Annotated in this window: 12 protein-coding genes; all 12 read right to left on the bottom strand. The window is 35.2% G+C overall.

The window, feature by feature from the left end; translation table 11 throughout:
- Positions 1 to 3: 3 nt before the first annotated feature.
- The 12 genes from J2X17_RS08905 to J2X17_RS08850 all read right to left on the bottom strand — a co-directional run bounded on the left by J2X17_RS08905 (position 4) and on the right by J2X17_RS08850 (position 12919).
- A complete protein-coding gene (locus J2X17_RS08905) occupies positions 4 to 2454 on the bottom strand; it encodes a DNA translocase FtsK (RefSeq protein WP_310296661.1) in 2451 nt (816 codons plus the stop codon).
- An 18-nt stretch (positions 2455 to 2472) separates the two neighbouring features.
- Positions 2473 to 2847 (bottom strand): diacylglycerol kinase, encoded by a 375-nt coding sequence (locus tag J2X17_RS08900; RefSeq protein WP_310296659.1) that lies wholly within the window; start codon positions 2845 to 2847, stop codon positions 2473 to 2475.
- 9 nt (positions 2848 to 2856) lie between these two features.
- Complete coding sequence (gene tpx / locus J2X17_RS08895; protein WP_310296657.1) at positions 2857 to 3354, bottom strand: thiol peroxidase; 498 nt, start codon at positions 3352 to 3354, stop codon at positions 2857 to 2859.
- 600 nt (positions 3355 to 3954) lie between these two features.
- On the bottom strand, positions 3955 to 4212 hold the full coding sequence (locus tag J2X17_RS08890; RefSeq protein ID WP_310296655.1) for a DUF6952 family protein: 258 nt from the start codon (positions 4210 to 4212) through the stop codon (positions 3955 to 3957).
- 106 nt (positions 4213 to 4318) lie between these two features.
- Positions 4319 to 4627, bottom strand: a complete 309-nt coding sequence (locus tag J2X17_RS08885) for a thioredoxin family protein (protein ID WP_007805605.1) — start codon at positions 4625 to 4627, stop codon at positions 4319 to 4321.
- 260 nt (positions 4628 to 4887) lie between these two features.
- Positions 4888 to 5526, bottom strand: coding sequence for a peroxiredoxin (locus tag J2X17_RS08880; protein ID WP_026985957.1), 639 nt, complete (start codon positions 5524 to 5526; stop codon positions 4888 to 4890).
- A 136-nt stretch (positions 5527 to 5662) separates the two neighbouring features.
- A complete protein-coding gene (locus tag J2X17_RS08875) occupies positions 5663 to 7276 on the bottom strand; it encodes a glycoside hydrolase family 3 protein (RefSeq protein WP_310296651.1) in 1614 nt (537 codons plus the stop codon).
- 172 nt (positions 7277 to 7448) lie between these two features.
- Positions 7449 to 7898 (bottom strand): GNAT family N-acetyltransferase, encoded by a 450-nt coding sequence (locus J2X17_RS08870; RefSeq protein WP_310296650.1) that lies wholly within the window; start codon positions 7896 to 7898, stop codon positions 7449 to 7451.
- A 25-nt stretch (positions 7899 to 7923) separates the two neighbouring features.
- Positions 7924 to 8265: a tetratricopeptide repeat protein gene (locus tag J2X17_RS08865; protein WP_310296648.1), complete on the bottom strand. Its 342-nt coding sequence runs from the start codon at positions 8263 to 8265 to the stop codon at positions 7924 to 7926.
- A gap of 22 nt (positions 8266 to 8287) precedes the next feature.
- Entirely contained in the window at positions 8288 to 9829 is a 1542-nt protein-coding gene (locus J2X17_RS08860; protein ID WP_310296646.1) for an MFS transporter, read from the bottom strand.
- Positions 9816 to 11390 carry a glycoside hydrolase family 10-like protein gene (locus tag J2X17_RS08855; RefSeq protein ID WP_310296644.1) on the bottom strand — a complete coding sequence of 525 codons (1575 nt, stop codon included), beginning with the start codon at positions 11388 to 11390 and terminating at the stop codon, positions 9816 to 9818. Before J2X17_RS08855 ends, J2X17_RS08860 begins: the two co-directional genes overlap by 14 nt.
- Before the next feature lie 320 nt (positions 11391 to 11710).
- Complete coding sequence (locus tag J2X17_RS08850) at positions 11711 to 12919, bottom strand: anhydro-N-acetylmuramic acid kinase (RefSeq protein WP_310296643.1); 1209 nt, start codon at positions 12917 to 12919, stop codon at positions 11711 to 11713.
- Positions 12920 to 13138: the final 219 nt, after the last annotated feature.

The following is a 13138-nucleotide window of genomic DNA, read 5'->3' as shown; positions in this document are numbered from 1 at the left end:
GGATTAATTTTGTTCATTATTAAAAAATTGATCAAGAGCACTTAAATCTGAAATATTCACGCTGCGCGCTTTACTGCCTTCAAACGGACCAACAATTCCTGCTGCTTCCAGCTGATCGATTAAACGACCGGCTCTGTTGTATCCTAATTTTAATTTTCTTTGCAATAAAGATGCTGAACCTTGTTGTGCGTTGACAATAATCTCCGCGGCCTCTCTAAATAAAGTATCTCTTTCGGAAATATCCATATCAAGATTAATGCCAGTTTCCTCTCCAACGAACTCTGGAAGCAAATAAGCCGTGGCATAAGCTTTTTGGGAACCAATAAAATCTGTAATTTTTTCAACCTCAGGAGTATCAATAAAAGCACACTGAACACGAACTACATCATTTCCGTTTGTGTATAATAAATCTCCACGACCAATTAACTGATCGGCTCCTTGTGTGTCTAAAATAGTTCTTGAGTCAATTTTAGAAGTTACTCTAAAAGCAATTCTCGCAGGGAAATTCGCTTTAATCAAACCTGTGATTACATTTACAGATGGTCGCTGAGTTGCAATAATCAAGTGAATACCAATAGCACGGGCTAACTGAGCCAGACGCGCAATCGGAATTTCAACTTCTTTTCCGGCAGTCATAATCAAATCGGCGAACTCATCGACAACCAAAATGATATATGGTAAAAATCGATGCCCGGCTTCCGGATTTAATTTTCGTGCTCTGAATTTCTCGTTGTATTCTTTGATATTACGAACCATCGCATCTTTTAATAAAGAATAACGATTATCCATTTCAACGCAAAGAGAGTTTAATGTATTGACTACTTTGGCATTGTCTGTAATAATGGCGTCTTCAGTATCAGGAAGTTTGGCTAGATAATGTCTTTCGATTTTATTGAAGAGTGTAAGCTCAACTTTCTTCGGATCCACCAACACAAATTTTACTTCAGCTGGATGTTTTTTGTATAAAAGAGACGTTAAAACAGCATTCAATCCAACCGATTTCCCTTGTCCTGTAGCACCCGCCATTAATAAGTGAGGCATTTTGGCCAAATCGACAACAAAAGTTTCGTTCGAAATAGTTTTTCCTAAAGCAATTGGAAGTTCCATTTCAGCTTCCTGAAATTTAGCCGATCCAATAACGCTTTTCATAGAAACCATAGTTGGGTTCTTATTCGGAACCTCGATACCGATAGTTCCTTTCCCAGGAATTGGAGCGATAATACGGATTCCTAAAGCCGATAATGACAAAGCGATATCATCTTCTAAACTCTTAATTTTAGAAATTCTGATTCCGGCCTCCGGTACAATTTCGTATAAAGTTACCGATGGACCAACCGTTGCTTTAATCTGTGCAATTTCAATTTTGTAGTTACGAAGTGTATCTACAATTTTGTTTTTATTTTCTTCTAATTCTTCCTGGTTGATTGTAATTCCGCCAGTTGAATATTCTTTTAATAAATCAATGGTCGGGAATTTGTAATTCGATAAATCCAAAGTTGGGTCGAATAATCCAAAATCAGCGACAAGACGAGAAGCCAGATTTTCTTCAATAATATCTTCTTCTTCCGCTTTCTCAATAACAAATTCTTCGGTATGAACCGGAGCAGTTACCGTTGCTGGTTTGATATCCATTTGAACTGGTTTTAAAACCGGATTCAAATCAATTTCTGATGAATGAGAAATTGTTGGTTTTAAAGCTTCTTTGTTAATTTCGAATTGAGTGTCCTCAGTTTTTAAATGGATATTGTCTATTTCAGGATCTTCCTCAATAGCAAATTCTTCTAAATTGTAAGCACTTTCAGGTTGTTTAGGTGTATTTAAAGAACTTAATTCAGATTTAAATTCTTTTTTAGTAGAATCAAAATACGATTGAATTTTTTCCGGAGATAATTTTATTTTGAAAATTAAATACACGATTAATCCAAAAAGCAAGGATAATAAAGTTCCTGTTTTTCCGATGTAATCCTGTGAGAATGAATTTAGCTCATAGCCAATTGTCCCTCCTAATTCTGGTGCCGAAGTAGCAAAGAATCCAAATAGAACCGAAATAATAATAATAGCAAACAAATCCCAGAACCAAATATTTTTTAGTTTTTTGGTAGACATTTCTAATGCCAGAAATAATCCGGTTAAGAAAAATAAACGAACAAGAACAAAAGATGCAATACCGAAACCTCGATATACAATCAGATCTGCAAGATAGGCACCGAATTTTCCGAGCCAGTTTTGTACGTCTTCAGAACGATCGCCAAGCTGGCTAACTGCGCTCTGGTCATACTGCCATTGTCCGTTGACATAAAAAGAAATAAATGCAACTAATAATGCAACAGAAAATAGTACCAAAAGACAGCCTATAACAAAACGTTGTTGTTTGTTAGGTCTCCAAGATCTTAAATTCTCGGCTTTTGGGTTGTTTTTTTTATCTACAGTTTCTTTTTTTGTTGTTTTTGCCATTCTTGCGTTTAGTATTGCCTATATAAATTTTGGGACATAAATAATCAAACCTATCGCTATTGCAGTCATTGCAGCAAAAAATACTGCTCCAGCCGCAATATCTTTAATAAAACCGATTCGTCTGCTGTAATCAGGATGAATAAAATCAGCAATTTTTTCAACTGCTGTATTCAAGCCTTCAACAGCTAAAACTAAACCGATTGCCAATGTTTGACAAAGCCATTCGGTTTGTGAAATATGAAAATAAAAACCAGCAATAGTCATTATGATTCCCAATGAAAATTGAACCATAATGCTATGCTCTGTTCTAATTAGTTTTACAGCTCCGTTAAAAGCATAAGTCATGCTTTTTAACCGGCCTGTAAAAAAAGTATTGTCTTTTTGAAATTCCATTTATAGGTATTATAGTGCTGCTAAAGCTGCTTCGTAATTTGGTTCATTTGCAATTTCAGCAACTTGCTCTGTATGTAAAACTTTTCCGTTAGCATCAACTACAATGATTGCTCTTGAGTGTAATCCTGCCAATGGTCCGTCAACGATTTCTAAACCGTTTGTTTTACCGAAATCTCCAGCTTGGAAATCAGATAAGTTTACCACGTTTTCTAACCCTTCAGCTCCACAGAAACGTTTTTGAGCGAATGGCAAATCTCTTGAAATACAAAGTACAGTTGTGTTTTCTAAGTTGCTTGCACTTTCGTTGAATTTTCTAACAGAAGTTGCACAAGTTCCTGTATCGATACTTGGGAAAATATTTAAAACTAATTTTTTACCGGCAAAATTACTTAATGAAGCAATTGATAAATCATTTTGTACTAATTTGAAATCAGCTAGTTGTGATCCGACTGTTGGTAATTCTCCTGAAGTATGAATAGGATTTCCTCCTAATGTTATTGAAGCCATGATATTTGTTTAAATTAATGAGGTTCAAAAGTAAGGATTAATATTTGAATCTAAAAGTATTTGTTGTGGGTTGTGAGTACAATTAGGCGAGTTTTAAGAGTAACGAAAAAATCGGAATTTTATATTATAAACGTGATGATTTGTCATTGCGAGGAACGAAGCAATCTCATGTAGTATGTGTATTTCAAGGATTTTTTAAGTTTGATTTTGGTTGTGTGGTTGCTTCGTTCCTCGCAATGACTTTGCGTGTGTTTATCTTTGTCAAATTACTGTGCCGAGCTACTTGCGGGGATCCCTCGTTCCTCGGGATGACATACTTTGTGGTTACTTTCTCTTTGTTCTATTCTCTTTTTCCGCGAGAGGGATAGGAGTTAACTACCGAAGTAGTGCGGATAGCCCGACAGCATTAGGGAAAGGGGCGAATAAGCGCAAAGTGAAATAGCCCCTTTTTCTAATGGTGTCTCGCCCAAATGATGATTTAGATTGCGGAGCTTCTAGTGTGATCTCTCCTCCGTCGAGATGACAAGATTGCGCACAAAAAAAGCGTCTCTTATTCAGAAACGCTTTATTGTTTTTTGTTTTTTCTTTGAAAGAGGCCGACTATTTGTCGATGGAGCCTAAAACACGTTTCATGAACGCGTTTAAAGCTTCTTTTTTATCAGTGCCCTGAACTACCATTTTGTGTACTTCAAGCGCACCATACATGTTGGAAATCAATTCGCCAATTACATCTAATTCTTCATCTTTTAGGGATGGAATTTCGCACATAGCTTCCAGAACTTCAATCGTTTCGATGATATAATCCTGATCGTTTTCTTCGATAAATTGCGTTAACTGCTTTATTACGGGTAATTTCATAATTTAGACTTCTTAGATTTTTAGACTTGCTTAGACTACTTAGACTTTCTTTGAATTTAGCAACATCTAAGTTGTCTAAAAATCTAAGCAAGTCTAACAATCTAAATTAAGCGATTGCGTTTACCAGGTCGATTAAAACTTCTTGTTTGTTGGTTTGAGTTTCACCAACCAATTGTCCGTTTACGAAAGTAGCGAAAGTAGGCAGGTTGCTTACATTAGCTAATTTTCTTGATTCCGGAGAATTTTCAGCATCAACCAAAACAAAAGTGATAGCTTCATTTTCTGTTGCTAATTTTTTGAATTTTGGTTTCATAATACGGCAATTTCCACACCATGAAGCTGAATATTGTACTACTACTTTTTCGTTTTTAGCAACTAAATCTGCTAACGTATCTTCGTTTAAGTCGATTAACATACCATTTGATTTAAATTCCAAACTTTTTAAATTCCAAATTCCAAATCTTTACGATTGAACTTATAAATTTTAAATTTTGAAATGTTATTTTTTAATGAAATTCCAATATTTTAAACTCCAAATTCCAAAAACTTAGTATTGAGATTAAAGAATAATGATATTGAAATTGTATTGTTTTTTGAAATGAAATTTCCAATTTAGAAATTCCAAACCCCAAAACTTGGAATTTGGAATTTTAAAAATTTGGAATTTATTTTTTCTTAATTTGCACTAAGGTACTCAGCAGTACTCAATCTGTCTGCAGACATAGCTTCTTTTCCAGCTTCCCAGTTTGCAGGACAAACTTCACCTTTAGTTTGAATATGTGTGTAAGCGTCAACCATACGTAAGTACTCGTTTACGTTACGCCCTAATGGCATATCGTTAACACTTTCGTGGAAGATTTTTCCAGTTTCGTCAATTAAGTAAGTAGCTCTGTAAGTTACGTTTGAACCTTCGATGATAACTGAATCAGTTTCTTCGCTGTATTCTGTAGAATCGATATCTAAAATCCCTAAAATGTTAGATAAGTTACGGTTTGTATCCGCTAAGATTGGGTACGTTACACCTTCAATTCCACCGTTGTTTTTTGGAGTATTTAACCAGGCAAAGTGTACTTCGTTTGTGTCGCATGATGCTCCGATTACGATAGTATTTCTTTTTTCAAATTCTGGTAATGCAGCTTGAAAGGCGTGTAATTCAGTTGGACATACAAAAGTGAAATCTTTTGGGTACCAGAACAATAATACTTTTTTGTTGTTATTTACTGCTTCTTCAAAAATGTTGATTTTCAAGTTATCACCCATTTCTGAGATAGCGTCTACTGCAATACTTGGGAATTTTTTTCCTACTAAAGACATATTTTTCGTTTTAAAGTTAAAATTTATTTGTGGTGCAAAAGTAGGGTATAAGTAGAGTTACTTACAATAAGATGTAATTATAAAAATTTATTTAGTGATAGTATTTAGTTATGGGTTGAAATCATTATTGTGTAAGTTATTGAAGGTCAATATTTACAGGAAGAATTCCGTTACAGGTTTTATTTTCTAAAAATTGAATTCCTGCATTTTTTTGAAATTCTTCAAAATCCTGATACACCTGAATTAGTCCTGAAGCCATAGAAAGATTTGGAATAATAGGTAAAACGTACGGATTTCCGAAAACGTAAACGATGCATTTTTTGGTTTGAACCAAGTCTGAAAGCAATGCTAAAACTTCATCATTGATTTCGAAATTGTTCATTGGTTTTGCCTTTGGAACAAATAAAGAAATAAGAATCGTTTCGAAATTATCCAATTCTTTTTTGATTAATGAAATATCAGAACTTTCTATATTTTCGAAAGCAAATTCCGGAGATTTTAGTTTTGAATTTATAGTTTGGAAGAAAGTATTTTCGACATTTTTATACAAACTCAATTTGGCTAATTGATTGTTTTTCTGTGCTTCAAAAGCCAATTCTGTATTTGAATTGTCAATGATTTTTGTGATGGAATCCTGAGCGATTTCTAAATTTAGTTCGGCTGCTTTTTTGAAGTTTAATTCGCCTGAAGTAAAGTTGTTTTCAGATAAGATTCCAACTTTTTTCTTCGCTTTCATGATTCTGTTGAAGCTTTCTTCAATTCTTTCCGGTGAAGCATTTTTAAGAATAGCTTCAATTCCTTCCGGAACATTTTCGGCAAAGCACAAAACATCGTTTCCGGCGTTGAACGCTACCCATTCTAATTCTCCTTTGGTTTCATATAGTTTAGAAACGCTGTGCATGTTTAAGGCATCAGAAATAATTAAACCATTGTAACCTAATTTCTCACGCAAAAGCGTTTGAATAACTGCTTTTGATAAAGTTGCAGATGTATCTTTTCCGTCATTTAAACTTGGAACTGCCAAATGTCCAATCATAATAGAGTCGACATTATTTTCGATTCCTTTGATGAACGGGTATAGTTCATTTTCTAATAATTCTTCTAAAGTTTCCTTTAAAACCGGTAATCCTAAATGCGAATCGACATTGGTATTTCCGTGTCCGGGAAAGTGTTTCAGGCAGCCTAAAACGCCAACTTCCGACATTCCGTTTAAATATTCTACGGCAAAATCGGTGACTTTTTCTTTGTTTTCGCCAAAAGAACGATAGCCAATTACAGGATTATTAGGATTGTTATTGATATCTGCCAAAGGCGATAAATTATAATGAATTCCAGCTGCTTTTAAGTCTAAACCAATTTGTTTTCCCACTTCGTAAACCAAATCAGATTTGTTTTCCGGCAAAGCACCCAGCGTAATCGCGTACGGATATTGCGGTGTTTTTTCGATGCGCATGGCTAAACCCCATTCAGCATCAATGCTGATTAAAAGTGGGGTAGAGGCCGACTTTTGGTAACGAATAATTAAAGCTTTGATTTTTTCGTAGCTGTCATCATTAAAAACAACTTTTTTCTTGCTTTCGTAATTCGTTGCAGCGCTGGCACGACTGTGAAAAAAAGTCAATCCGCCAATGTTGTGTTCTTTTATTAAACGTTCAGTTTCCTGAATATTTTCTTCGCTATCGTTGATGAAAACAGCAGGAAAAAAGAATTGTCCTACTTTTTGTTTTAATGTTTGAGTCGTCATTTTCATTATTATAAAAAACGTTTGTTGTAAATATTTTTAACACATAGAAACATAGCTTTTTTTAATGTAAAATTAGGCGTTTCACTTGTTGAAAGACACAGAGTAAGCTATGTGTAAAGAAATTTGTTTCTTTTTTTTATTCTCTAACTTATGTAGCAAACCTATGCTTCTATGTGTTTCATAAAGTCTTTTTCATGCACACACTATTCTCTACTTTTTCGTAAGGAGGATAATTTGGAATAATGGTGTACTCTTGTTTTTGATATAGATTAATTGCTTCCGGCTGATTTTTTCCTGTTTCTAAAATCGTGTACGCATAACCTATTTCTTTTGCCCAAATTTCCAGTGCTGCCAGAACGGAAGATGCAATTCCTTTTTTACGAAAATCCGGATGAACAAACATTCGTTTAATTTCGACCGTATCGGATTCTTTTTCCCTAAACGCACCACAGCCAACGGGAGTATCATTTTCATAAAAAACGATCGCATGTTTTATTTTATCGGTTTTGTTAAACTGATTGTAAAAGGCGTGATCTTCTCCGTCTCTGATGGCCAAATCCTGGTCTAATAAAACAACCAGATTTTTGAAATCAGTATCGTCAGAGTTTGTTCTTTTGATCGTAATCATGATAAAATGTGTGAAATTTTATGCTTTATTTCAACTTAGCTTTCTTTTGTTTAGCCAGTTGTTTTTTGGTTTCAATTGCTTTTTCTAATCGGTTTTTGAAACGGAAGAGTTTCGGTAAACCTTCCAGTCGGTCTTCTAGTGTGATTTCTTCAAAAACAATAATTGCTTTTTCCAGAACCCGAATTTCGTTTTCAATATCATTTTGGTTTTTGTAGATCGTAGCTAATCGATCGTAAGGATGATTTCCTTTAAAGCTTTCCGCGACATTTTCTTCATATACTTCAATTGCTTTTTCAAAATCTCCTGTTTTTTCGAACTCAGCCCCTTTTAGGTTGCGTTCGGCCTGCAGATTTTCGTTGAATTCCATATTTAAGATGTTTGATTTGGGGTTAAACTTCTTCAGATTTTTTTCCAAAATCTTTTGGGAAAATTAAAAATCGTGATAAAATAATACCAGGAATTGTAGCCAGAAATACCCAGATAAAGAAATTTCCGTAGCCTAAATATTGTTGTATATATCCGCTTACCATACCCGGCAACATCATTCCCATTGCCATAAATCCGGTTGCCAATGCATAATGGGCAGTTTTAGATTCACCTTCAGCCACATAAATCAAATACATCATAAAGGCAGCAAAACCAAAGCCATAGCCAAATTGTTCAACAATTACGACAGCATAGATATAATAAATAGAAGCCGGATGAAAATACGCCAACAAAATAAAACCAATTATAGGTAAATGCATGGTTAAAATCATTGGAAGCATCCATTTGGTCAGTCCTTGTTTTGAGATCGCAATTCCCCCGAGGATTCCACCCAAAGTCAATGCAATTAAACCACAAGTTCCGTAAATCAAACCAATGTCTTCGGTTTCAAGCCCCATTCCCCCTTTTTTGATTGTTTTTTGATTTCCTCTATTGGCAATCAATTCATCAACAAAGGTAATTCGGGCCTTATTTGCATTTTTATATTCAGCCTTATCTTTATTTTCTACTTCTGCCAATGGTTTTTTTCCATCTCTCATTTCCACCAAAATAGGCAGGTTAGCATAAAGTAATTGTAGTTCTGAATCTGATAATTGCTCGCCGTTCTTTACTTTTGAATTGTATAGTTCTAACGCTTTTGTCTGATTTTCATCTGACCCGATTTCAACCAATTCATATTTAATTGGATCTATCAAAAATGGTGTCAGCATTTTAATTAATTGCGATTCTCCTAATCTGAATAATAAGATGAAAGCGAGGATGATAAGAATTTGTTTTTTTCTGAAGAAGCTTGCAAAAATGCTTGCAAAACTTTGTTTATTGGCATCCACAGGTTTTTCTCCTGCGTTTATTTCGGTTTTTGGAGTTAAGAAAAAATTGTAAACCGTTATGAAAGTCATTAAAAAACCAACAGCAATCATGGTGTACGACCAGGCTTTAGTGTTGTCTCCGTATTTATGTTCCAGATATCCTGCCAATAAAACAATTAGTCCGTTCCCGGCTAACATTGCAATTCTGTAAAAAGTACTTCTGATTCCAATAAAAAAGGATTGTTTATCTTCCGGTAAAACCAATAAATAAAAACCATCACTGGCAATATCATTAGAGGCTGAAGCAAAAGCGGCAACCCAAAAGATAGCGAGGGTCATCATGAAAAAACCGGAGGTCGGAATTGTAAAACCGACTAACAAGAAGGCAATTGAAATAAGCAATTGCATCGATAAAAACCATTTTCTTTTAGTTCCGATTAATTCAATAAACGGACTCCATAGTGGTTTAATTACCCAAGGCAGATATAATAAACTGGTATAAAGACCAATGTCTTCATTAGAGATTCCAAGTTTTTTGTACATAATTACCGAAACCGAGATTATTACGGCGTAAGGTAATCCAGACGCAAAATTTAGAAGCGGAATCCAAAACCAGGGTTTATTATCTGTTTTCATTTGGTTGATTAGGGCTATAGGTTTTAAATGTATTTTTTAAGTCAATAAAAGTAGGTACACTTTCGTTTGCAAAATAGTCAATAAATGTTACAGCGCAAGCTTTGTACTGATTCATTTTTTGAGCCGGTACAGAAAATGAAATTGTCCCATCAAACTGATTAACGGCTACTTTGTCAATTATTTTAGAGGCATCATTAATATCCACTTTCGAAATATGTTCTCCGCCATAAATAACCACATAGCGTACTTTGGTATTCAATGGTGATTTAATATTGAATGAATATTTGGTGCTGTCTTTTCCATATTCATTGACAACCGGAGTGTCAATAACAACATGTTTTAAATTCGGAACTGGAGCTGGTAAAGCAGGATACTTATATTGATTTTCTTCTAAAAGACGTGCGATATCGTAATTTTTATTCATGAACCATTTGGCGCTGTAATAAGCGCTTCCGCCCACTTTTTTGAAGCTTCTGGCATAATCAACCTGATTCGGAATTTCATTTGCAAAGTTCCAGCTTTTGTCACCGTCACCTCTTATTTTATAAGTGGCATGACCAATATAAAGCGCTGTATTATCATTTGCGTTTTCTGACCACCATTTTACTAATTTAGAATATGATGCTCTCGGATTATTCATGCTCCAATACAATTGAGGCAGGATATAATCAATCCATTTTTGGTCCATCCATAAAATAGGATCGGCATATAAATCATCATAATTTGAAGTCGATTGTGTTTCAGAACCTTTCGGATCCTGTGATTTATTTCGCCAAACCCCAAACGGACTAATTCCGAATTGAACCCACGGTTTGCTTGCTTTAATAGTTGTCGAAATAGTATGCACAAAGTTGTTCACATTGGCACGACGCCAATCGGCAAGGCTTAGACCCGCGCCATATTTTTTGTATGATGCGGCGTCATTAAATGTTTTTCCGGGAACGGTATATGGGTAAAAATAATCATCAAAATGAATGGCGTCGATATCGTATTTATCGACAACTTCTTTTACGACTTTTGTTAAATGTTCCTGAACTTCAGGTAATGCCGGATTGTAATATACTTTTCCGCCGTATTCGATCATCCATTCCGGATGTTTAAAAACATCATGATTTGGACTTAATAGTTGTTTGTTTAAATCGAAAGTGGCACGATACGGATTCAGCCATGCATGAAATTCAAATCCTCTTGCGTGGGCTTCATTAATCATCCACGCCAATGCATCATAATACGGACTTGGAGCCTGACCTTCTTTACCCGTTAAAAAACGCGACCAAGGCGCTAGTTCCGAAGGATAAAAAGCATCACCAACACTTCTGATCTGAACAATTACAGCATTATAATTTAATTGTTTATACGTGTTTAAAATCTCAAGATAATCGGCTTTTTCTTTTTCAACAATATCAGCAGCTGTTTTTGGCCAGTCTATATTGACCACGGATGCAATCCAAACCCCTCTAAATTCGTTTTTAGGATGCATTAATTTTTCCTGTGAGTTGGATTTCCATCCTAAGAATAGTAAGAATATGATAGAGAAAAGTAGTGACTGATTTTTATGCATTGTAATCTTTTTTAACAGAAACCAAAAATAGTTTTTTTAGCTGATTATCGTAAATAATTCAGAGATTATAATTTTAACGTTATTTATGTCAATTTCTTATACGGGGTTTTTTGCCACGAAGGCACTAAGGCGCAAAGTTTTTTTTAAATATTGGGCTAAATTTCACGCAGATTCTGCAGATTTAAGCAGATTTAATTTGGATTCAACTATAATAAATCTGCGTTCATCTGCTTAAATCTTTTTAAAATCTGCGTGAAATTTTTCAATCCATCCAGCAAACAAAAACTTTGTGCCCTAGCGCCTTCGTGGCAAACCCTTTTTTAATCCGGGAGAGAAATTTTTCCCATTGTAATGGAAGGGATTCCTTTGTTTGTTCCGAAATTAAAATCTCCGCCGGCAACTGTTTCGTTTGCTAAAAGTGCAAATAAAACAGCTTCTTTGGCATCGCCTGAAATCCCGAGAATGTCGCTTTTTTCAAAATGGCAAGGCAATAATTCTTTTAACCAGCTTACTAAAAGCGGATTACTCGCGCCACCGCCCGACATATAAACCGTAAATTCTTCGATTGGCATTCCCGTGTTTTTTACAACAAACCATATCGCTTCGGCAATCGTTTCTGCGCTTAGTCTTGTTAAAGTCGCAAGCAAATCTGGTGCCGAAATATCCTGAAGACAAGTTTTTGCCAAAGCCAAATCGACAAAATCTTTATTGAATAATTCCTGGCCGATAGTTTTTGGGAAGCTTTTTTGAAAGAAAGGATCGCTTTTTAATTCGGTTAAAAGCGTTTGATTGACCGTTCCTTTTTTGGAGATTTCGGCATCTTTATCGTAGCTTTTTTCAGGGAAAAACTGTTTGGTATAAATGTCGATTAGGGTATTTGCAGTTCCGGTGTCGGTTACAAAAACTTCATTGGCGTTTTGGGAAGCGGGCAAATAAGTGAAATTAGCGATGCCGCCCATGTTGAGCATAATGCGGTTTTCGCCTTTTTTGCTGAACAATAAATAATCGCCATAAACCGCCAAAGGCGCGCCTTCGCCACCGCCAGCCACATGTTTTTGCCTGAAATCTGATAACGTTATAATTCCGGTTTTTACGGCAATATGATCGCCATCGCCAATTTGCAAAGTCGCATTAGGAAATTTTTCCTGCTGATGCAAAAACTTCGGAGCATGCAAAACCGTTTGTCCGTGCGAGGCAATTAAGTCGACTTCGTGCGCGGGAATATTCCATTTTTGAAGACAATCGTTGACCATGCCGGCGTGCAAAAGACCGATCCATTCGTTTAATAAAGCCAAATGCTGAAAATCGATGGTTTTCTGTGCAAACACTTTACGGATTTCGGTTTTAATGTCTTCTGTATAATTGATGGTTTCGAATTCCAGAATTTTTACAGCGGTATTTTCGCCCTTACCAGAAATAGCACAAAGCGCAATATCAAGTCCGTCAAGCGAAGTGCCGGACATTAAACCTATTATTTTTCGGGTCTCCTTTTGAGCGATTTCAAAAAGGGCACTTATATTTTTATTCATTAAAATGAGGTTTTAAGGAAGTGTTTTATTGGTAATGCTAAAATGGGATTTATTTGGGGATAAATTTAGGGAAAGTTGGAGATTTTTTTGTTTTAATAATTAGGTAAAAGTACTTGTTGGTTTGTACTTGTTAATTGATGTTTTTAAAATTCATTCTTAACAAAAGTAAAAAATGTCCTATTAATGTATTTTTTAGACTTATTGTGTTCTATCATAAAA

Source organism: Flavobacterium aquidurense (assembly GCF_031458035.1).
GTDB classification, from domain to species: domain Bacteria; phylum Bacteroidota; class Bacteroidia; order Flavobacteriales; family Flavobacteriaceae; genus Flavobacterium; species Flavobacterium aquidurense_C.
This window is presented reverse-complemented; position numbering and strand designations above follow the sequence as displayed.